This window comes from Bradyrhizobium sp. AZCC 2176 (assembly GCF_036924645.1).
Classification (GTDB): domain Bacteria; phylum Pseudomonadota; class Alphaproteobacteria; order Rhizobiales; family Xanthobacteraceae; genus Bradyrhizobium.
This window is the reverse complement of the sequence record NZ_JAZHRX010000001.1, coordinates 6,250,072-6,271,161: the sequence shown is the minus strand read 5'-3', so window position 1 is coordinate 6,271,161 and position 21,090 is coordinate 6,250,072. Positions and strand designations below refer to the sequence as shown.

General features: G+C 62.8%; 21 protein-coding genes. 9 read left to right on the top strand and 12 right to left on the bottom strand.

Translation table 11 applies throughout. The annotated features are described in order from the left end of the window. Window position 1: 1 nt before the first annotated feature. A complete protein-coding gene (locus tag V1288_RS29645; RefSeq protein ID WP_334360393.1) occupies window positions 2–1,984 on the bottom strand; it encodes a hypothetical protein in 1,983 nt (660 codons plus the stop codon). Between the two features lie 254 nt (window positions 1,985–2,238). On the opposite strand from V1288_RS29645, the gene V1288_RS29640 reads away from it, so the two are divergent. Beyond that, window positions 2,239–4,548 (top strand): NADP-dependent malic enzyme, encoded by a 2,310-nt coding sequence (locus tag V1288_RS29640; protein WP_334360392.1) that lies wholly within the window; start codon window positions 2,239–2,241, stop codon window positions 4,546–4,548. A gap of 263 nt (window positions 4,549–4,811) precedes the next feature. Then, entirely contained in the window at window positions 4,812–5,264 is a 453-nt protein-coding gene (locus V1288_RS29635; protein WP_334360391.1) for a DoxX family protein, read from the top strand. A 27-nt stretch (window positions 5,265–5,291) separates the two neighbouring features. Here V1288_RS29635 and V1288_RS29630 read toward each other — a convergent pair whose 3' ends face one another. From V1288_RS29630 to V1288_RS29600, 7 genes are all read right to left on the bottom strand, one after another. After that, a complete protein-coding gene (locus tag V1288_RS29630) occupies window positions 5,292–6,710 on the bottom strand; it encodes a TRAP transporter large permease (protein WP_334360390.1) in 1,419 nt (472 codons plus the stop codon). Then, complete coding sequence (locus V1288_RS29625) at window positions 6,707–7,300, bottom strand: TRAP transporter small permease subunit (RefSeq protein ID WP_334360389.1); 594 nt, start codon at window positions 7,298–7,300, stop codon at window positions 6,707–6,709. The genes V1288_RS29630 and V1288_RS29625 overlap by 4 nt, the downstream gene beginning before the upstream one ends. A 75-nt stretch (window positions 7,301–7,375) precedes the next feature. Next, a complete protein-coding gene (locus V1288_RS29620) occupies window positions 7,376–8,452 on the bottom strand; it encodes a TRAP transporter substrate-binding protein (RefSeq protein WP_334360388.1) in 1,077 nt (358 codons plus the stop codon). A 172-nt stretch (window positions 8,453–8,624) separates the two neighbouring features. After that, window positions 8,625–9,134: a dihydrofolate reductase gene (locus V1288_RS29615; protein ID WP_334361436.1), complete on the bottom strand. Its 510-nt coding sequence runs from the start codon at window positions 9,132–9,134 to the stop codon at window positions 8,625–8,627. 61 nt (window positions 9,135–9,195) lie between these two features. Further along, the gene (locus V1288_RS29610; protein ID WP_334360387.1) at window positions 9,196–10,140 is read right to left on the bottom strand and encodes a polysaccharide deacetylase family protein; all 945 of its coding nucleotides are present in this window, start codon (window positions 10,138–10,140) and stop codon (window positions 9,196–9,198) included. 157 nt (window positions 10,141–10,297) lie between these two features. Beyond that, entirely contained in the window at window positions 10,298–10,870 is a 573-nt protein-coding gene (locus V1288_RS29605) for a glutathione peroxidase (RefSeq protein ID WP_334360386.1), read from the bottom strand. An 80-nt stretch (window positions 10,871–10,950) separates the two neighbouring features. Beyond that, entirely contained in the window at window positions 10,951–12,675 is a 1,725-nt protein-coding gene (locus tag V1288_RS29600) for a L,D-transpeptidase (RefSeq protein ID WP_334360385.1), read from the bottom strand. A gap of 353 nt (window positions 12,676–13,028) precedes the next feature. Here V1288_RS29600 and V1288_RS29595 point away from each other — a divergent pair, with 353 nt between their 5' ends. Beyond that, window positions 13,029–13,577 carry a CreA family protein gene (locus V1288_RS29595; protein ID WP_334360384.1) on the top strand — a complete coding sequence of 183 codons (549 nt, stop codon included), beginning with the start codon at window positions 13,029–13,031 and terminating at the stop codon, window positions 13,575–13,577. 58 nt (window positions 13,578–13,635) lie between these two features. Here V1288_RS29595 and V1288_RS29590 read toward each other — a convergent pair whose 3' ends face one another. Next, window positions 13,636–13,953, bottom strand: coding sequence for a hypothetical protein (locus tag V1288_RS29590; protein ID WP_334360383.1), 318 nt, complete (start codon window positions 13,951–13,953; stop codon window positions 13,636–13,638). 383 nt (window positions 13,954–14,336) lie between these two features. Here V1288_RS29590 and V1288_RS29585 point away from each other — a divergent pair, with 383 nt between their 5' ends. The 4 genes from V1288_RS29585 to V1288_RS29570 all read left to right on the top strand — a co-directional run bounded on the left by V1288_RS29585 (window position 14,337) and on the right by V1288_RS29570 (window position 16,775). Further along, window positions 14,337–14,498: a hypothetical protein gene (locus V1288_RS29585; RefSeq protein WP_334360382.1), complete on the top strand. Its 162-nt coding sequence runs from the start codon at window positions 14,337–14,339 to the stop codon at window positions 14,496–14,498. A gap of 44 nt (window positions 14,499–14,542) precedes the next feature. Next, window positions 14,543–14,953 carry a hypothetical protein gene (locus V1288_RS29580; RefSeq protein ID WP_334360381.1) on the top strand — a complete coding sequence of 137 codons (411 nt, stop codon included), beginning with the start codon at window positions 14,543–14,545 and terminating at the stop codon, window positions 14,951–14,953. A 92-nt stretch (window positions 14,954–15,045) separates the two neighbouring features. Further along, window positions 15,046–16,284, top strand: a complete 1,239-nt coding sequence (locus V1288_RS29575) for a serine hydrolase domain-containing protein (protein WP_334360380.1) — start codon at window positions 15,046–15,048, stop codon at window positions 16,282–16,284. A gap of 41 nt (window positions 16,285–16,325) precedes the next feature. Then, on the top strand, window positions 16,326–16,775 hold the full coding sequence (locus V1288_RS29570) for a nuclear transport factor 2 family protein (RefSeq protein ID WP_334360379.1): 450 nt from the start codon (window positions 16,326–16,328) through the stop codon (window positions 16,773–16,775). A 104-nt stretch (window positions 16,776–16,879) separates the two neighbouring features. Here the strand turns inward: V1288_RS29570 and V1288_RS29565 are convergent, their stop codons facing one another. From V1288_RS29565 to pdxR, 3 genes are all read right to left on the bottom strand, one after another. Next, the gene (locus V1288_RS29565; RefSeq protein ID WP_442893872.1) at window positions 16,880–17,137 is read right to left on the bottom strand and encodes a DUF6719 family protein; all 258 of its coding nucleotides are present in this window, start codon (window positions 17,135–17,137) and stop codon (window positions 16,880–16,882) included. An 11-nt stretch (window positions 17,138–17,148) separates the two neighbouring features. Beyond that, the gene (locus V1288_RS29560) at window positions 17,149–17,301 is read right to left on the bottom strand and encodes a hypothetical protein (RefSeq protein WP_334360378.1); all 153 of its coding nucleotides are present in this window, start codon (window positions 17,299–17,301) and stop codon (window positions 17,149–17,151) included. 91 nt (window positions 17,302–17,392) lie between these two features. Continuing rightward, complete coding sequence (gene pdxR / locus V1288_RS29555; RefSeq protein WP_334360377.1) at window positions 17,393–18,892, bottom strand: MocR-like pyridoxine biosynthesis transcription factor PdxR; 1,500 nt, start codon at window positions 18,890–18,892, stop codon at window positions 17,393–17,395. Window positions 18,893–18,967: 75 nt separating this feature from the next. On the opposite strand from pdxR, the gene V1288_RS29550 reads away from it, so the two are divergent. Beyond that, on the top strand, window positions 18,968–19,693 hold the full coding sequence (locus tag V1288_RS29550; protein ID WP_334360376.1) for a pyridoxamine 5'-phosphate oxidase family protein: 726 nt from the start codon (window positions 18,968–18,970) through the stop codon (window positions 19,691–19,693). A gap of 56 nt (window positions 19,694–19,749) precedes the next feature. Beyond that, window positions 19,750–21,027, top strand: coding sequence for an ArgE/DapE family deacylase (locus V1288_RS29545; protein ID WP_334360375.1), 1,278 nt, complete (start codon window positions 19,750–19,752; stop codon window positions 21,025–21,027). The last annotated feature ends 63 nt before the right edge of the window (window positions 21,028–21,090 follow it).

Here is a 21,090-nt window from a genome sequence, read left to right as displayed (position 1 = left end):
TTCACAGCGCCGTCGAGGCCTCGATACGGAATTGCGAAAGCGCGACGAGCGGGTCGATCTTCAACGCCTGGAAGAGCTGCATTGCCGGCACCTTGCCGAGCGGCGTGAGCTTAAGCGTCAGCGTCGTCCGCGGCGTTTCGATAAAGCGCGCTAGCGCCTCGGCAGCGGCCACAGCATCGGCATTGCTTGTCTCCGACTTCGCTGCGCTGCTTCTGATGTCGTCAACGATCGCTTGTCGTGCCGCGTCGCGGCTGATGTTCTGCGTCTTTGCATAGTGGGCGACCGCGAGATCGACGCCACCCAAATCGCGCACCGTGAGCTCGACGGTGCCTGCCTCGATTAGCGTCGCGACGGCGGCTGCCTGCAGCGGATTGATCGAGAACACCTCGCGCGGCACGTTGGCGAGCGAGATTTTTGCCGACGCCTTCAGGATGCTGGCAAGCTCGAACGTCACGGGCTCCAGCACGAATGAGCGTGATGCTTCGGTCCACGCCGTGCCGAGATCGAGATCAATCGCCATCTTGTCGAGGCCCGCGGCAATCAGCATTCGCTGGCCGGGATGCGTCGCATCGAGCGGACCGGAGATCTTTGCGATCAGCCGTGCCTTGCTCGGGATCGGTCCGACGAACTGTCCCCAGTCGAGGCTGACGAGGTCGACGTTGATCGGCCGGCCGGTGTTCTTGTAGGGCGCAGCGAAGCCCTTGAGCTCGGCGCCCTCGAGCAGGGCGATCATGCCGAGCACCTGCTCGGGCGCTGGCGGTTGCGCCGGGTTCGAGAACAGCGCGCTCATGCGCAACAAGCCGGCGATATCCAGGCTCTTCAGGGCGAAGCGGCTGAGCTTGACGGGACCCTGCGGCGTGCGGCCGTCAAAACCCTCGACCGCAAATTCGCCGGTCTTTCCGTTTTCCAGACTGAAGCGCATCGAGGCGAGCTTGAAGCCGCCGTCCGGCATTTCCATCGAAAAGCCGCGCATCTCGGCATTTCCGATACGCACGCCCTCGTAAATTTTGGCGATCCTCTCCATCATTTCGCGCGCCTGCACCGGCGTGGGCTGCGCCGTGCCGGACGGTATCGTTGCCAGCAGCGCCGCCAACTGCAGCCGCGAGGGCCGCGCCCCGATATCCTCGGCCGTCAGTCCCTCGATACGCACCGCCGGACCTTGCCCTGAGGTGATCGTATAGGCGCCGGCACTAATCTGCCGGTAGACGCGGTAGTATTGGTCGTCATTGGCTCGCTGCGGATCGAGGAGGGCTGCGGCGGCCAGCGTATCGACGTCCTGCGCAGCGAGATTTGCCAGCTCACCCATGACCTTCTCGGGCTTGCCTTTCGGCTGCGTGGTCCCTGTGAAAGTCATCCGGTCGATCGTGACAGCGGCGATCTTGCCGGCTTTGATGTCGCGTAGCGCAAGGTTGGAATAGGCGAATTCTCCATTCCCCTGCGCCGGGTTTCCGGAGCTCATGGTGCCGGCAACACGGGGCGCCGTGATCGAGGAGGCTGTGAGCGCACCAAGCTGTTCGATAAGCATTCGATATAGGTCGATGATGGAGGACGATGCCGGTGGCCGCGGCAGGCTTGCGGGACCGGAAAAATCCTTCGCGATGATCAACGGCACCTTGTAGGCGATTTGCCAATCTGCCCCTGCGGGCATCCTGGTATTGAGTTCGAGGTCGAGCGCCTCGATGGCATCGGCCGAGAAGCGCGCCCCATCAGGCTGACCGACACCGGACGCGGTGATGCTGGCGATCTTGACGCTTACCGGCGTCTGCGATGCCGATTCAGTGGCAATATCGTCGATCCTGAGCGTGCGGCTCTTCAGGTCGAATGACACCTTGCCGTGGCTTGCCTTGCCGCCCGAGGCGCGAATCTGCTCGAACGCGGCCTCGACCTCGCCCGCGATTCGATGCTGGGTGTAAAACTCGAAGCCGAAGAAGCCGCCCACCGCGATCACCACCACGGCGGCAAGGCTCATCAGTATCTTTACCATCGGATGTGCTCCGATCGCCGACGTGGAGAAGGCAAATTTGCCATATTGTCGGTCAAGGGGATGGGGTAGGGAGACGAATATGCTACCGGATTTGCCGCCCTCCGTCGATGAGCCCCTGTTGACGGCGGCGTTCTCGGATGTTGCATCCAAGTGGTCGCCCGTGCTTCACATCCCCCTCATTTTGCCGGAAAACTGACCCTGATCTGGAAGTATCAATAAGACAAGAGTTCGGGACCGGAAACGCGGGAGCCTATATGTCGTCCTATTCTGAAGATCTGCGTTCTGCGGCGCTGGCGTACCATCGGCTGCCGAGGCCCGGTAAACTCGAGATCCAGGCGACCAAGCCACTCGCCAACCAGCGCGACCTCGCCCTGGCCTATTCGCCGGGCGTTGCTGCGGCCTGCACCGAAATCGCCAACAATCCGGCCGAAGCGGCGTCGCTGACCTCCCGGGCCAACCTGGTTGCCGTGGTCTCCAACGGTACCGCGGTGTTGGGGCTGGGCAATATCGGTCCCCTGGCCTCGAAGCCCGTGATGGAAGGCAAGGCGGTCCTGTTCAAGAAGTTCGCCGGGATCGACGTTTTCGACATCGAAATCGCCGCCGACACCATCGAGCGTGTGGTCGAGACGGTGGCCGCGCTGGAGCCGACCTTCGGCGGCATCAATCTGGAGGACATCAAGGGACCGGAGTGTTTTGAGATCGAGGCGCAGCTCAAGGAGCGCATGAAGATCCCGGTGTTCCACGACGATCAGCATGGCACGGCCATCATCGTCGGAGCCGCCATCGTCAATGCGTTGCTGTTGAACGGCAAGAAGCTGGCCGATGTGAAGATCGTCTGTTCGGGCGCCGGTGCGGCGGCGATCGCGTGCCTCAACCTTTTGGTGTCGATGGGCGCGCAGCGCAAGAACATCTGGGTCTGCGACATCGACGGCGTGGTGCATGAGGGCCGCAACACGCTGATGGACCGCTGGAAGGCGGTCTATGCGCAGAAGACGAACGCGCGCGTGCTGGCGGACGTGATCGGCGGCGCCGATATCTTCCTGGGGGTTTCCGCGCCCAATGTGCTTAAGCCCGAGATGGTCCAGTCGATGGCGGACCAGCCGCTGGTGATGGCGCTGGCGAATCCGAACCCGGAAATCATGCCGGACGAAGCGCGCAAGGCGCGCCCCGACGCGATGATCTGCACCGGGCGGTCCGATTTCCCGAACCAGGTCAACAACGTCCTGTGCTTCCCGTTCATCTTCCGCGGCGCGCTCGACGTCGGCGCTACCGGGATCAACGAGGAAATGAAACATGCCGCCGTCGAGGCGATCGCGCAGCTTGCGCGCGATCCGCCGTCGGATGCGGTGGCGCGCGGGTTTGACAGCGGCGAGACGCAAGGCTTCGGGCCGGGCTCGCTGATCCCGAGTCCGTTCGATCCGCGGCTGATCCTGCGCATCGCGCCGGCGGTGGCGAAAGCTGCGATGGAATCCGGCGTGGCGACGCGCCCGATCAAGAATTTCGACGAATATACCGCGCTGCTCGAACGCTTTGCGTTCCGCTCCGGCCTCGTCATGAAGCCGGTCTTCGCGAAAGCCAAGACCCAGCCGGTTCGCGTGATCTATGCCGAGGGCGAGGACGAGCGCGTGCTGCGCGCGACGCAGGTCGTGCTCGAAGAGAAACTGGCGCGGCCGATTTTGGTGGGGCGGCCCTCGGTCGTCGAGGCAAGGCTCAAGCGGTTTGGTCTCTCGATCAAGGCGGGCAAGGATTTCGACCTCGTCAATCCCGAGGACGATCCGCGCTATCGCTCGTATGTGCAGACCTATATCGACGTGGCCGGACGGCGCGGAGTCACGCCTGAGGCCGCTCGTACCGTGGTCCGCACCAACAACACCGTGATCGCAGCCCTTGCGGTGGTCCGCGGCGAGGCCGATGCCATGATCTGCGGCGTCGAAGGCCGCTACATGAGCCATCTGCGCCATGTCCGCGAGATCGTCGGCTTCCTGCCCGGTGTCAGCGATTTCGCAGCGCTGTCGATGATGATCACCACCAAGGGGTCCTATTTCATCGCCGACACCCAGGTGCGCCCGAACCCGAGCGCCGAGGAACTCGCGGAGGTGGCGTCGCTGGCGGCAAACCATGTGCAGCGGTTCAACATGAAGCCGCGCGTCGCCTTCGTGTCACATTCCGACTTCGGCAGTTATGATACGGATTCCTCGCGCAAGATGCGCCGTGCCACCGCGCTGCTGAAGGAAAAGCATCCGGAGATCGAGGCCGACGGCGAGATGCAGGGCGATACCGCGCTTTCTGCCGCGGCGCGCAAGCTCGTGCTGCCGCATTCCAACCTGGAAGGCGACGCCAACATCCTGATCATGCCGAACCTCGACACCGCCAACGTCGCCTACCAGATGATCAAGACGCTGGCGGATGCGCTGCCGGTCGGGCCGATCCTGATCGGGCCGGCGCGTCCCGCGCACATTCTAACCCCGGGCGTGACGGCGCGCGGCGTCCTCAACATGACGGCGGTTGCCGCCGTCGAAGCCCAGGAGCGTGCCGGCCGCCAGCAGCCGACCTTGTTCGGGTAGATCCCGGTTCAGATTGAATCAAAACGGGGATCTAGCCTTTTGTTCTGGCGCGTTTTCTTCACGTGGACCGCTATCGTCCGCTTGAAAAACGCTATGATCAAAAAAGGGGCCTTGGTTCTGCTTCTATCAGAAGGTCAGGTTAAGCCTGCGCAGGCTACTGCGCGGATGGTTTCGATTTGAGCGTTTGAAAAGCGGAGGCGAAACGCCCATAATCGTTTCGCGCCGCCTGCAACCTTTGCATGCCATTCAGTGAGGCCGATCCCATGCCAGCGTTAGTTACCTTCGGGCGAGTCCTGTTCGCCGTCCTCTTCATGTACACGGGAGCGACCAAGCTCTTCGCGATTCAGCAGACGGCCGACTTCATCGCAACCAAGATAACCATCCCGGCGGTACTGGCGCCCTATACCTCGCAGCTCGAAACCATGACGGGCATGCCGATGCCGCAACTGCTGGCGATGGGCGTTGGCGGCTTCGAGATCCTCGCGGGTCTGATGATCGCGGTCAATTTCGGCGCGCGCTTCTTCGCGATTCTGCTGATCTTCTTCGTGCTGGCGACAACCTTCTACTTCCACGATTTCTGGAATCAGCCGGCGCCCGAAAATGCCAAGACGCTGATCGATGCCCTGAAGAACCTGTCGATCATCGGCGCGCTGTTCATGATCGCAGGCTACGGCAAGGGTCCGCGACCGAATGAACCGGCCTACGGGGACATCTGAATTCGGTAGCGGCGGCTTCAGACGAAGTCAGAAATTCCGAACGGCAACACGTGAACCGTCAAGGGCCGCGGCGGCGGTCGGCGGCGGCGCGACGTACTCGATCTGCGCGTTGCGTTCCGCCACTCTGCGCGCCTGCAGCCACTGCGGGAACCACATCGCGATGGCCGGGAAGATCAGCACCAGCGCCACACAGGCGCACTGGAGCACCATGAAGTCGGCCATGCCGCGGTAGATCAGCCGCAGGTTCCATTCCTTGACGACCTGCTTGAGATAGTAGGCCGACATGGCGACTGGTGGAGACAGGAACGCGGTTTGCAGCACGACAGCGACGATGCAGCCGAACCAGACCATGTCATAGCCGAGGCCCTTGGCCACGGGCGCCAGCATCGGCAGGAAGATGAAGACGATGGCCGGCCATTCGAACGGCCAGCCGAGCAGGAATATCAGGGTGAGGAGCAGGGACATCGTGCCCCAGGAAGGCAGCGGCGAAGCCAGCAGGGCGTTGGTCATCCAGGTCGCCGTGCCGAGCCACGCGAACACGGCGCCGAACACGTTGGAGGCTACCGCAAGCAATAGCACCATGCTTGTCGTCGCCAGCGTGGCGTAACAGGCATCCAGCAATCCTCGCCATGTGAACTTGCCATAGGCAATGACGAGCAGGATCGCGCCGAGTGCACCGAAGGCCGCCGCTTCCGCGGCCGTCGTGATGCCGGCGAGAATGGCGCCGAGTGTCACGAGCGTCAGCACAGTCACCGGCACGAGGCCGACCAGGCATTCCCACAATACGATCCGCATCGAATCCGGCCGTTCCTCGACCGGCACCGGCGGGCCGAGCTTGGGATTGAAGTGGCAGCGGATCAGGGTGTAGGCGATGAACATCGCGGACAACAGGAAGCCCGGGCCGAACGCGGCTGCATAGAGATCTATGATCGAGATATCGAGCACGGGTGCCATCACGACCAGCATCACGGACGGCGGAATCAGGATGCCGAGCGTGCCTCCCGCGGCGATGGCGCCGGCCGACATCCGCACATCGTAGCCGGAGCGGATCATCATCGGCCCGGCCATGATGCCGAGCAGCGCGACGGTTGCGCCGACAGTTCCGGCGGCGATGCCGAACAGCGTCGCCGTGAGAATGACGACCACATAGAGCGCGCCCTTGAGCGGCGCGAACAGATCGCGGAACGCCTTGAACAGCCGCTCCATGAGTCCGGCCTGGTCGCAGATGAATCCCATCAGAACGAACATCGGCACTGCGACGAGTTCGTCCTGCTTCATCAGGCCGATGGTCTGCAGATAGGCGAGGTTGAAGACGCGCTCACCCATGCCGGCATAGCCGAACATCAGCGCTAGGAACAGCAGCGTGAAGCTGATCGGCAGGCCGATGAAGATGGCTCCCAGCATTACGAGGAGCATGGCAAGTCCGAGGAGTTCGAGGCCCGTCATATCTCAATCTTTTCCTTGTGCTCGAACTCGCGTCCGAACTGGACCTGGTACCAGCACTTCAGGACCTCGGACACGCCCTGGATCATGAGAAGAAGGGCCGCCAGCGGGATCGTGGCCCGGAAAGGCCACATGATCGCGCGCCACACGCTTTCCTGCGATCGTTCGCCGGTCTCGTAGGAATGCCAGGCGTCGTCTATGCTGATCAGCATGAAAATGAGCATGGCCGGATAGAAAAGGCACAGGTATGAGATCAGGTCGACGATGCCTTTTGTCCGCTCCGAGTAGTTCTCCCAATAGATGTCGGTGCGAACATGCGCGCCCTTCAACAGCGCATATCCGGATCCGAGCATGAAGGCCGCGCCGTTGACCATGAAGCTTGATTCATAGACCCAAATGGTCGGTGCGCCGAACCCGTAGCGCATGACGACCTCGTAGGAGATCGTCACGACCAGAAACAGCATCGCCATGGCGATCAGCTTGCCGGTGACGTCCGTAAAGCGATCGATCACGCGAATGATCGCGTAGAACGCGCGTGGGAACTCGCCGCCTGGATGGCCGGGGGCCGAGGCACTTGTGGTGTTCGACGACATGATCGCTCCTCTTCAGGCAGTGCGGTGCCGGCGTCCGGCCGTGCGGACGCCAGCAGCTCAGCTACGTGCGAGAGATCACTTCTTGGTCAGATAGATCTTGTTCTTCCAGTAGTATTCGCCGGCGAAGTTGTACGGCGGGAACCAGGAGAGCTTGAACGGCACGATCTGTTCGGCGTAGGCCTTCTGGCTGTCGATAACCTTCCTGTAGAAGGGATTCTTCGCCGCGTGTTCGGCCTGGATCTTCTCCCACTCGTCGAGGAAGTTGGTCAGGATCTCGTCGGGCGTACGATGCATCTGCACGCCCCCTTTGATCAGGTCCTGGCAAGCCTGCGCCGTCTCTCGGTTGAGGGCGAAGTTACGCTGCGTCGTTGCGTAGACGCTCGCCACCTTGATGATCTCCTGCAAGTCCGGCGTAAGCTTCTTCCAGACGTCGCCGTTGATCATCAACTGGCCGCCGGTGACGGGTTCATGCATGCCCGGCGTGTAGTAATGCTTGGCGACCTGATGGAGGCCGAGCTTTTTGTCTTCCTCGCAGTTGATCCACTCGGCGCCCTCGATCACGCCGCGCTCCATCGCCGGGACGATCTCGCCGCCCGGAATGGTGACGACCGATACGCCGAGCCTGCCGTAGGTTTCCGCACCGATGCCGTAGATCCGGTACTTCATGCCCTTGAGGTCGGCGAGGCTGTTGATCTCCTTCTTGAACCAGCCCATGCCCTGCGGGTAGTCAGTCGGGATCGGGAAGCCGACGACGTTCAGCTTGAGGACGTCTCGGTAGAACTCGTCGAGCAACTTCATGCCGCCGCCGTCATAGTACCAGGCCCAGTAGTCCGAGCCGTCCATGCCGTACAACGGACCATGCGACATCGGTATCGTCGCGGTGTTGCGGCCGAGGATGTAGCCGAACGGTCCCATGCCGACATCGAGAACGTTCTTGGAGGTGGCATCGAACACCTCGAACGGCGGCACGATCGCTCCCGCCGGAAGCGTCTCGATCTTGAGGCGTCCGGCCGTCATTTTCTCGACGGTCTCCGCCCACAGCTTGAAGATGAGATGGAAGTTCGAGGATGCGGGGTGGGTCGACTGACCCTTCAGCACTAGCGGCTTTTGAGCGGTTTGAGCGTGAACCGGCGCAGTGAAGACGGTGACCATTCCAAGAGTCACCGCTGCAATCATAGTTGAAGCGTACCTCAACATGTTGTGGTCCTCCCGATGATGATATGTGTCTTTTTTCTTTTCAGGGTGGAACCGCGTCCGCGTGCTGTCAAGCGATCTCTCGCCGAGGCCGGCTTACCGCGAGGCGATTGTACGAAAGGATGACGCTCTAGGCGCTGCGCCGCCACGGCGTGACGGTGACATCATGCACTGCATCAAGCGTCTGCGCCTCGCCCGCACGCAGCCCATGTGCGGTGAGGATTTCCTGTGGCGTACGGGCAGGGACTCCGGGAAAGCAGGGCTCGCCGCCGGGCAAGCGAACATGCGGCGCGACCGAGAGCCAGAACACGTCGTAGCGGTCCATGAACATGCCGAATACGCCGGGGCCGCCGATGATCGCCACAACGCCGTCAGGCACGCCTGCCTGCGCGCAGGCAGCTTCGAAGGTCGCACCCGCGGGATTCCAGAGCGTGGCGTTCGGATTGGATGGATCGGGCGCGATCGCCTCGACCTTCCGCGTCAGGATGACGCGCCTGCGCCGCGGCGAATTCGGCTGGTCCTCGTAGGAATTGCGGCCATGCAGGATCAGATCAGCACGGTCGAGGGCGGCGGTGAAAAATGCCTTGTCGCCCTCGAACTTCAATTCGTCCGGCATGACGTTGCGCGCGTCGGCCAGCATGCCGTCCGCGGAGACGATGACATAACCTTCGATACGCAGCGCCGGCACGTGTCGCGCCGCGTTATTCCGAGATCGTCTGCACGACGCTGGAGACCGGACGTGAGCTCACGGTCGGCAGCTTCAGATCCTTGACGATGTCCTCGTCATATTGCGCGATGGTCTGCACCGGCGCCTTGGCGCGCATCGCAACCACCTTGTAGCCGCCTGCCTTCAGCTTCTTCAGGAGCTCGGGCAGGGCTTCGGCGGTATGCTTCTGGAAGTCGTGCATCAGGATGATGCCTTTGCCGTTCTTCTCGACCTTGCGCATCACGTTGTCGATGATGGTCTGCGGCTTGCTCGCCTTGAAGTCGAAGGAATCGAGGTCGCAGGAGAAGATTCCGATGTTGCGGGTGCCGAGATAGGTCACCATCTCCGGCGGGTGCTGCAGCGCCGGGAAGCGGAAGAACGGGGCCGGCGCCTTGCCGCCGAGCGCCCATTTCACGGCGCTGAATCCTTTTTCGATTTCATCCTTGCGCTGCTGCTCGTTCAGCTTCTTGTTGACGAGGGCGGCATGCGACCAGGTGTGCGATCCGATGGAGTGGCCGGCCGCCATCACCTGTTTGAGTATTTCGGGATAATAGGTGGCGTGCTTTCCGATCGGAAAGAAGATGCCGGTGGTGCACTCTTCCGCCAGCGTCTTCAGCACCGACGGCGTATTCACCGGCCACGGACCGTCGTCAAAGGTCAGAACCACTTCCTTGTCGCGCAGGAAGTCGAGCTCCTTGAAATGTTCGAAGCCGAAACCGGGACCGCCGGTCGTGTCGATCTCGACGGTGCGGCCGATGCCGAGCGCGTTGGGATTGTTGCATGGCGGACGGGTCGAGACGGGCGCCGGCGGCGGGGCGGGGGCAGGCGCTGCCTGCGGAGGCGAGGCCGCGCCTTTGACGGGTGGCGTCTGCGACCACGCCGCGCTTGATGCCAACAGCGAAACCGCGCCTGCAAAGATCAACCCTGCCGCAATACGCATCTTGTTTTCCCTAAATTTGAATCCCGCTCCCGGTCGCGGCGTTGCCGTCGTCCGGTCTGCCTCCATCCCTCGAAGCAGATAGTAGCCTAGTTGGAGCGGGCGCGCCAACGCAACGGCTGCGGTTACGCCCAGCCGATTTGTCACCGGACAGGTTAATTCAGGAAGCGGCGAGTGCCCGCGCGATGGCGGTTTTCACCCGTGTATCCACGGGGTCGACGGATTCCGGGAAGACGTCGGCGATATAGCCGTCGCGGCCGATCAGGTATTTGTGGAAGTTCCAGCGTGGAACATCCTTCGGCCGCGCCTCTGCCGCCCATTTGTAGAATGGATGCGCGGTCGGTCCCTTGACGACGGCCTTCGCGGCGATCGGAAAGCTGACGTGGTGGTTCTGCGCGGTCGCGACGATTTCGGACGCGCCGCCCGGCTCCTGGCCGCCGAAATCGTTTGAGGGAACGCCGATGATCATTAGGCCGCGGTCGCCAAACTCGGTCCACAATTCCTGCAAACCGCCATATTGCGGCGTGAAGCCACAGAGCGAAGCGGTGTTGACGATCAGGATCGGCCGGCCGGCAAATTCGGAAAGCCTGATGTCGCCGCCGGCCAATCCCGGAAACGAAAACGCGTAAGCCGTGATCCGGCTCATGCCGGCCTGCGCCAGCGATTGCCTGTTCGAGGCGACGGCTGCGATCGCGGCCAGCGCCGCTGATATCACGCTCCTGCGGTCCATCATGAAAAGCCTCGACAGCGGTTCAACTGTCGAAGGATAGCGCAACGCGCGGGGCGCTGCCGCTCAACAAGCCGTTATGGGGTCTACCGCAGGGGTACGATGAAGTCGGTGCCTTCGCCGGTTTCACCGCCCTGGTTGATGCCGTGATCGGACACCAGGATCGAGCTGCCGGTGGTCAGGGCTTCGGCGATCCGGGCGATCGCCTCGGGAGCGACGGTGATGCGGTCCAGGGCCTCGGCGGGGCTGTTCGGCAGCGGCTTGGCCTCGGCGAGGGCGCCGCCGGTCATCTTGCGGCGCCGCGCAGCGCGGTCGTCCTCGTCGGTGCGGGCGGCGTTGCGGGCTGTGACTGGCAGCGAGATCACCGACCAGCGCAACAGGTTGGGATCGTTCTTGTCGACCTCGGCGGTGAAGACGTGCGTGCCCAGCGGCCGGTCGCTCGGCGCGATCGTGATGGGAACGTCGAACTGCGGCTTGAAGTTCTCGCGGACATACAGCTTGGAATCCTTGCGGCTCACAAACACCGCGATCAGGCCGGGACGCCTCGGCGGTTCGGCCTTGGCAGCCGCGCCGGGCAGACGCGCCGTATCCTTCTTCACGTCGGGTGCAACGGCCGGCGCTGCCGGCGCATCGGCGGCCGCCTCGACGGGCTCGGCGGGCTTTTCAGCGGCCTTGGCTTCAGCAGGCTTGGATCCGGCAGGCTTGGATACGGGAGCCTTGGATTCGGGAGTCTTGGATTCAGGAGTCTTGGCTTCCTCGACCTTGGTAATCGCTGCCGTGGGGGCCTCGGCGTTCACCGCGTCGGATTTCGCTTCCGAGCTGGCTTCGACTTTCGCCTCGGCGGGCTTGTCCTCGGCGTTCTCGCTTGCAGAGATTTCGGTCTTCGTGGGCTCGCCGGCGTCAGTCGCGTTGGCTGCCGGCTCGGATTTCGGCGCGTCTGCGTTGGCTTCCGTGTTGGACGCATCGCCGGCCGGGCGGACCTCAGCCGCAGACGGCGTTGCGTCGGACATGGTCACGACGGCGTTCATTGCCGGCAGCGCGGTACTGGCATCCGCGGTGTGGGTCCGTTCGCGCAACGGCGCCGCGTGACCGACGGTCGATCGCAGGTCCAGGCTCGGCTCCGCAAGATTGGCATTCGCAGGCGTGGTTGCATGGCCTGCGTCCGCGCCCTTGTCGCTCTTCACCGCGGGCGCGTCGGTCGCCGGATCATTGGCAATGAGAGGCTGCGGCACGACCTTCTGCGCCACCAGCAATGGATGCGAGAAACTGGCGGGCGTGATCTGGCCGGGCGTGATGATGACGCGCGCGCCCATCCTGGTCCAATTCCACATCTTTATCGCGAACGCCGTCGGCATGCGGATGCAGCCGTGCGACGCCGGATAGCCGGGCAAGACGCCGGCATGCATCGCAACGCCCGACCAGGTGATGCGCTGCATGTAAGGCATCGGCGCGCCGCTGTAGATGTTGGAGCGGTGCATCTTGTGCTTCTGGATGATGCTGAACACGCCCATCGGGGTCGAATGACCCTTCATGCCCGTCGACACCGGGCTTTCGGCGAACAACCCGTTGGCGTCGTAGACGCGGACCTTCTGCTGCTCGATTGAGACCGCGATGATCAGCGGCCCGTGCGGCTTGGCGTTGGTTTCCTTGATGGCGGCCGCGCTCTTGGCGGAAGGCCGGCGGGCCTTAGGCTTGCGCGGCTGCGCCACGGGGGCGGGCCGGTAATAGCCTGGATCGGAGTCCTGCCAGTAGAACAGGGTGGCGGCATCTGCCTGGGGCGCGGCGACAAGGGTACCGGCCGCCGTCAACATCGCCATCTGCCAAAATTGCCGTTTGGAAATCGTTGCGCCCGCAATATCCGCACTGAAAACTCGATGCCCGCTCACGCGCATAATCCTCAAATCCAGTTACTCGAATCCACTCTTCCGATAATTATTTGTTGTCGCAGAGGCAAAACGCGTTCACTAGCGTAAGCCTTCTAATTTCAGCGCTTTTCGCCCCGATCGTAGCAAAAAAGCCTCACATTCCGTTAAACGGCGCCGGCCGAATGGGACGTCAGGGATTGCCGCGTCACGCCCCTTTGCGCTCCGTCAAATCCGCCTGCGGCCTTCCTGTGCGACATTCCGGCACTACATAGGCGGCGAGCGCTTCAGCGGAGATATCAATGACATCCAAGGCCATCGTTAAGTGTGACAATAAGTGGAGAAATCTGGCCTTGGTGGTGCTGGCGCTGACATTCTGGCAGACAGGCCCGGCGTCGGCCGCGGATGAACCCGACCTGATTTTTCGCCGTTCGACCGTGTTCAAGTGGCTGAGCCCCAACGACAAGCTCGCGACCTACGCCCTCGACGACCCCGAGGTGGACGGGGTGGCCTGTCACTTCACGGTCCCGGAAAAGGGCGGCTTCAAGGGCTGGCTCGGCCTCGCCGAAGAGGTCTCGGATATTTCGCTGGCGTGCCGCCAGATCGGCCCCATCAAGTTCAAGCACAAGCTGGAGCAGGGCGACGACATGTTCCGGCAGCGCCGCTCGCTATTCTTCAAGAAGATGCAGATCGTCCGCGGCTGCGACGCCAAGCGCAACGTGCTGGTCTACATGGTCTATTCGGACAGGCTGATCGAAGGTTCACCCAAAAACTCAACGTCCTCGGTGCCGATCATGCCTTGGGGCCAAGCCGACGCCGCGATTCAGAAATGCGGTGAATTCATCCAGTAAGTCCGACGCGAACCAGGATCCGGGATCCAAGATCGGATCCGGGATGAGAGCTTCGGGCTTACCGTTTGACCGGATTGGAATATTGACGGGCCTCCAGGCCGGTTCCGGCCTTGCGATCACGGCAACCGACGAGCTGCACGAATTTTTGCGGCGCCGATACATTGCCGCGAAATTCGCTGCCTTGCTGCGACATCGCGCCACAAAGGCCCACAGCATCCTTTGAGGCTTTTTCTTGAGCTCTTCCTTGGCGCTCTGTCTTCAGGGAAGGATCGATCCGCAGTTCGGAGCCGTTACTCACGGACGAATTTTCAACCGCCGGCTCGCCGGGTTTGCGGGTCGGGGTTGCACTGCCAACATCGTTGTTGCCACTACCCACGACTGCCATCCTTTGTTGAGGAGGGGTCACAACGCACAAGCGCGCGCAAGGTTGCACGGCGTTCGACTGAGTCGGCCGGAACGGGGCTTCGGTTCATCCGGTCAGCCGGTGTACGAGGTCGCTTTCGTCCATGGGAGGAGGGCCAAAGCCGCGCCTATGGCCGGTTTCCGGCGTTCAGCCTGATCATCTGAAGTGAGGGCGTCGCGACTGAATTCATTGAATTTTTCTGGCTATTGTTTCGTCCGCTTGAACCGATGAAACAATTCTCCTGCGCGATGAAACCATTTTCCGTTTTGGCGCAGATGTCCGGAAACAGCCGACAATTATCAGGTGGCCAACGAGACGGCGGGCGCTGCCGGCCACACAGCACCGGAGACAGTCAGATGCGGACCCTCAGCTTCATCCTCGCCTTCGCCTTCATTCTGGCTGGTCCCTCGATGGCTGGTTCCTCCGACCAGGGCCTGCCGGGCGTCGGCACCTTCGCCTATAGTGGCTCGCCGGTTGCGACCCCGGCATCCCAGCCGATGGTCGTGGCTGCCAACTGAGCGTAGTGGACGTTCCGGAAAAAGATCGCCGATAAAGGCCCTGTATGTTCCTACGCATCTGTTGTTCTGCAATCTTGTCGTTCTTCCTTCTTAACGGCTCGGCCCAAGCCCAGGCTCAAGTCCAGATCCAGCTTCAGCCGCCGCAGACTTCATTCCGTTCCCTGTTCAAAGTGCCCGATCCGCGCGGCGAGTTCGTGCGGCTTTGCTCGCCCCATATGGTCGGACGCTGGGCGCACCCCGAAAGCGTTTGCGGCTGTCTGCACGACTACGCCGCCGCGACCGTGGAAGATGCCGATTTGCGCGAAGCGCTGCTGCGCGGCATCAGCGAGACCGGGGTGCCGACGATCGAGACCGCGTGGGTGCCGCCGTCGAAGCAATCCGAGATCGGTCCGACCTTCACCAAGATCGCCAGGCCGACACTACAGTGCATGTTCGAGCCGGCGAAGAACCCGTAAATTCAGCGCCGCTTAGCTCCGATCTCCTTTTGCCCGCGGGCTCGACACACCGGTAACGGCCATTGTAAGCAATGGACCGGTCGAGGATCTCTGTGAGCCAGCCAATGCAGCCCGGACTGCTCCTGCTCTCTTGCGCGGTGCTCGTTGTGCTCGGCTTGCCGGCCGGCGCTGCGCCTGACGAGGACCTGTTGGGGAAGGCGGCCGGCTACCCGATCGGCTCGCGCGCCAACTGGTATTATGACGAGAGCGTTCGGGTTGGGTCGTTCAGCAACGTCGACAAGATACTTCCTCACTACACGCTGGCGAAATCGGCGACGTCGCTCTCGCTTCCTCGGGCTGCAGCCGAACCGAAGATCGAATATCGCTTCGACAAGCAGAGCTATTCGCTCGACGACTTCCTGGCGCGCCAGCGCGTTACCGGCTTCCTCCTGATCAGGGATGGTGAGGTGCTGGCCGAGCGCTATCAATACGACCGCAAGGCGGAGCACCGTTTTGTTTCGCACTCGATGGCGAAGTCGATCGTCAGCCTCGCCGTCGGCATGGCGTTGACCGAGAAGAAGATCGCATCGCTCGACGATACGATCGCCAAATATGTGCCTGGTCTTGCCGGCAATCCCTATGGCGAGACGACGATCCGTAACATGCTGCGGATGGCGTCCGGCGTGCCGTTTCAAGAGGTCTATGACGGCAAGGACGATCTGGCGAAATTCAACAAGATCCGCTACTCGCAGGACTCGGTCGCGGCGCTTCGCGCTTTCACGACGCGCGAGGTCGAACAGGGGACGCGCTTTCACTATGCGTCCAACCAGACCGTGGCCCTGACGCTGTTGCTGCACGCGGTGACCGGCACCTCGCTGAGCGAGTACCTGACGACGCGCCTGTGGCAGCCGATGGGCGCAGAGGCCGATGCGACCTGGTCGAAGACAAAGGACGGCACTGAAAGCGGCTCGGGGAATTTCAACGCGATCCTGCGCGACTATGGCCGCCTTGGAATCTTGCTGGCGAACGACGGCGCCCTCGACGGCAGGCAGATCGTGCCGAAGGACTATCTGCTCGACGCCACCGACTGGCGCCGCCAGCCAGAGCCGTTCACGCCGCGCAAGGCGACGCCGTATTTCGGCTACGGCTACCAGTTCTGGCTGTTTCCGGGCGAGAAGCGGCGGTTCGCGCTGCTCGGCGTCTACGGGCAGTCGATCTTCGTCGATCCCGAACTCAAGCTGGTGATGGTCATTACCGCCGTGGCGAAGAATGCCAGCGTCGGCAAGGAGACTTTGGCGCGTGAGCGCGACGCGCTGTGGCGCGGGGTCGTCGGCGGATATGGAAGCTGGTAGAACAGGTCTGGAATCGAGGCCGGTTGCACAAAGGAGCTGTCATGCGATCTCTTGTTATCGGTCTGATCGGCCTGCTGTCGTTAGCCGCATCTCCGGCGTTCGCCGCCGACGCGGCGACGCAGGAAGCCAACAAGAAGGCCGTGCTCGAATTCTACGATGCGGCGCTCAACCGAAAGGATTTCGACGCCGCCGCGAAGTTTTTCGGGCCGCACTACATCCAGCACAATCCGACGGCCCCCGACGGCATCGAAGGCTTCAAGGCGTTCCTCGGCTTTCTGCGTGAGAAATTCCCGGACTCCCGCAGCGAGATCAAGCGTGCCTTTACGGACGGCGACTACGTGATCGTGCACGTTCACAGCGTGCGCGAGAAGCGTACCCGCGGCCGTGCCATCGTCGACATTTTCAGGCTCGAGAACGGCAAGATCGTCGAGCACTGGGACGTCGTGCAGGAGATTCCGGAGAAGGCCGCCAACACCAACGGCATGTTCTAGAGCGTGATGACTTTTCTTCGAATCGTCATCCCGCTCTATCTCTTTGATTTGAGCATGATCTTCTCGGAAAACCGGTGCCCACTTTTCCGGATCATGCTCTAGAGCTATCGCTTCTTCGTCCCCAGCCTCTGGATGCACTTGCGGGTGCGCAGCACGCCTGAGGTCGTCATCTGCGCGCCCTGGACTTCCTTGATTTGTCCCGTCGGGCACGATCCGTCGTCGACGAGAACGCGCTGGCCGAGCCGCAGGTCGATGATATCCTGCTCGCGCGAGACCACCTGGGCCAGGGCGGGACTCGCAAGGAGCCACAGCGCGACGCCCGCGGGCAGGGCAAGCGTTCGGGCAGCCTTCGTCGTCATCATTCCAGCCTCGCTCACTTGGTCTTGATCTTCAGCCCATCGGGCCCGACATTGATCTGCAGGCCCTCGGGCTCCTTTTTGGCTTGATAGAGATTGTAGCCGAGCACACTGACTGCGACGATCAACACGCCGATGATGAGGTAGAGGACGTTGCGATTGCCGGGCATCCGGTAGTTCCGTCGTGATGATGGACGGCGAGCTTAGTGACGCGGCGGCGATTCTCATAGAGTGCGAGCTGTGCTGCGCCGGCCGCAACGGCTATGTCGCGGACTTCAACCTTCTGACGCCGGTTCCGCTGTTTGCTTTGCGGTTTGTCCGCAAGGCCGTCAGCGATGCCTCCGCAAGCCGTTCGGCCGACGCAATCAGTTGCGGCAGCGGATGGCCGGCAAAGCCTAGGACGAATCCCGGCAGCGGGCGCGCGCGAAAACAGGTTTCCGCCAGCAGCCAACCCGCGACGCCGGCCTCAGCCTTTGCCTTGGCGGCAACCAGCGGATCGGTCGACGGATCGAACCGCGCAACCAGATGCAGGCCCTGCGAGGGCACCGGTACCGATAGAAGCCCGTCCGATGCCCCCGACAGGGTCGAAGCCAAGACGTCACGCGCTTCGCGATAGATCCCGCGCACCTTGCGCAGGTTTGCCGCGAACGCGCCGGAATTGAGCATGTCCGCCACCGCGCCTTCGAGCAGCGTGCCGGGAAAGCGGTCGAGCGCGGCGCGGGCCGTCGTTACCGGCCCGACGAGGCGCTCGGGCAGCGCGCAGTAGCCGATGCGCAATCCGGGAAACAGTGTCTTTGCAAACGTGCCCATGTAGATGACGCGCGAGAGGTGATCGATCCCGGCGAGCGACAGCAATGGCGGACCGTCGTATCGAAACTCGCTGTCGTAATCGTCCTCGATCACGAAGGCGCCGGCATCCCTCGCCCAATCCAGCAATTCCAGCCGCCGCGTCATCGACATCTGCACGCCGAGCGGAAACTGGTGCGACGGTGTGACGTAGGCCGCGCCCGCCGACGGCGCGAGCGCGCGGCCCCGGGCCACGATCATGCCTGAGGTGTCGACCGGCACGGAGACAGGGCGCAGGCCGCAATGCTCGATGGCTTTTCGCGCAGCGGGGTAACCGGGATCCTCGCACCAGATGTGACCGCCGGGCTTGAGGATCGCGCCGAGCACGACCCGCAACGCGTGCTGCGTTCCCGATGTCAGCATGATCTGGTCCGGATCGCAGCGCAGCCCGCGCGCCGATAGCAAGTGATCGGCAATCGCAAGGCGGAGCTCGCGGCTGCCCCTGGGGTCGCCGTATTGCAGATGCTCGGTGCCGAAGGCACGCATACGCCGGCCGGCAAACGCCCTGAAGCGCTGCAGCGCTCTTTCATCGATATGCGTGCAGCCGAGCGCCAGCGCGCCCCGCTGCGGCGCCTCGATCGCGATCTTGGTCTTGCTGATATCGTTGACGCGGGCGGGAATGCGCGCGGCGACGAAGGTGCCGGAGCCGATGGTTGCCACCGCAAAGCCGTCCGCGATCAGCCGCTCATAGGCCGAGGTGACGGCGTTGCGACGGAAGCCTGTCTGCTTTGCCAGCGCTCGCGACGGCGGCAGCGGCTCGCCGGGTTTTGCGATCCCGCCGGTGATCGCGTGGCAGAGCGCCTGATACAGCCTGTGCTGCGAGGAGGCGCTCTGCGTCACGTGCGGGCCGGAAAGGTCGAGCGCAAGCTCGCCCTTGCGCGGCGACGGCGGGGAATTGGTCGGAATTTTTCGCATGGAATTGGCACTATCGCAGACCAAATTCGCCGGTACAACTGTTCCGACTGCCCACCAATCCCGACAGGAGCCATCGTGACCGAAGCCGAGACCACCACCGCGTACCCGCTATCGTCGCGAAACCAGGTGAAGCGACGCCATGATCGCGGCTTCTACGATCACGCCACGGTCCATGATCTGCTGGATGCGTCGATGCTGTGCCACGTTTCCTATGTGATTGACGGCCAGCCCTATTGCACGCCGACCTTCTTCTGGCGGGAGGCACGCAGGCTGTACTGGCACGGCAGCAGCGCCAGCCGGATGCTGCGAAACCAGTCCGGCGGCCAGCAGGTCTGCCTCACGGTTGCGCACCTCGACAGCCTGGTGCTGGCGCGCTGTGGCTTCAATCATTCGGCGGATTACCGCGCGGTGATGGCGTTCGGCACCGCCTACCTCGTCACCGACGAAGCCGAGAAGCAGCGCGCGCTGGTCGCCATGATCGACCGCTTCTTTCCTGATCGGACCGCGAGCCTGCGGCAAAGCACGGTGCAGGAAATCAAGGCGACTTCAGTGATTGCGATGGAAATCGAGCAGGCATCCGCCAAGATCAGGTCGAAGGGTGTCGCCGACGACGACGAGGACTACGAATTGCCTGTTTATGCCGAGCGCATTCCGGTGCGTACCGTGCTGGGCGCGCCCGAACCTTGTCCGCGGCTGCTCAATGGCGTCGAGCGCCCGGCGTCGCTGCGCGGCTACTCGGAAGGCCGCCTGCTCGAAGATGCATTGCGGGATGCGCATTTTGCGCATTACGCAGGCGGCTGAGATCGGGGTAGGGTGCGCACTCCCGATCTCTTTGAATTCGCGACTGGAGCTGCCGCATGATGACCGATACGCAACAAAAAATCCTCGACGCCGTCGACGCCGGCTTTGATGCGCAACTGGCGACGACACGGGATTTCGTTGCTATCCCTTCGACCCGCGGTGCCGAAGGGCCGTGCCAGGACATGATCGGCGATCTCCTGCGCCAGCGCGGCTATGAAGTCGACGATTGGCATATCGACGTCGGGGATTTGAAGGATCTGCGCGGCTTCGGCCCGATCGAGCATGATTTCTCGAAGGCCCGCACGGTGGTCGGCACCTACCGTCCTACGAACAATTCAGGCAAATCGCTGATCCTGCAGGGCCACTGCGACGTCGTTCCGGCAGGACCACTCGACATGTGGGAGACGCCGCCATTCTCGCCGGTCATCAAGGACGGCAAGATGTACGGCCGCGGTGCTTGCGACATGAAATCCGGCACCATCGGCGCGCTCTACGCGCTGGATGCGATCAAGGCGGCTGGGCTGAAGCCGACCGGGCGCATCCACTTTCAATCCGTGATCGAGGAGGAGAGCACCGGCGTCGGTGCGCTCTCGACCTTGCAGCGCGGCTACCGTGCCGACGCCTGCTTCATCCCGGAGCCGACCGGCGAAACGATGGTGCGCTCGCAGGTCGGCGTGATCTGGTTTCGCTTGAAGGTGCGCGGTTTCCCCGTGCACGTGTTCGAGGCCGGCGCCGGCGCCAATGCGATCATGGCGGCGTATCATCTGATCCACGCGCTGCAGAAGCTCGAAGAAGAGTGGAACGAACGCGCCAAGGCGGATCGTCACTTCAAGGCGGTCGCCCATCCCCTCAACTTCAATCCCGGCATCATCAAGGGCGGCGACTGGGCGTCCAGCGTGCCGGCCTGGTGCGACGTCGATTGCCGGATTGCGGTGCTGCCGGGCTGGTCGATCGCCGAATGCCAGAAGGAGATTTTGGCCTGCGTCTCGGCGGCCGCGCGCGACCATCGCTTTCTTTCCAACAATCCGCCGCAGGTCGAATGGTCGGGCTTTTTGTCGGAGGGCTATGAATTGACCAATTCGGCCGAGCCGGAAGCTGCCTTTGCAAAAGCGTTCGGCGCCGTCTATGGCGGCGTGGTGCCCGACCGGGCGTTCACCGCGCTGACCGATACGCGGTTCTACGGCCTGAACTACAACATCCCGAGCCTCTGCTTCGGCGCGACGGGCGCCGCAATGCACGGCTTCAACGAATATGTCGAGCTGGACTCGCTGCGGAAGTCGACCAAGGCGACCGCGCTGTTCATCGCAGAATGGTGCGGGGTGGAGAAGGTATAGCAGCCGCGCTGCCGTAGATGGGGTAACGGGCCCCAGTCTGCCCTCCAAGCAAGCCGCGCTTGC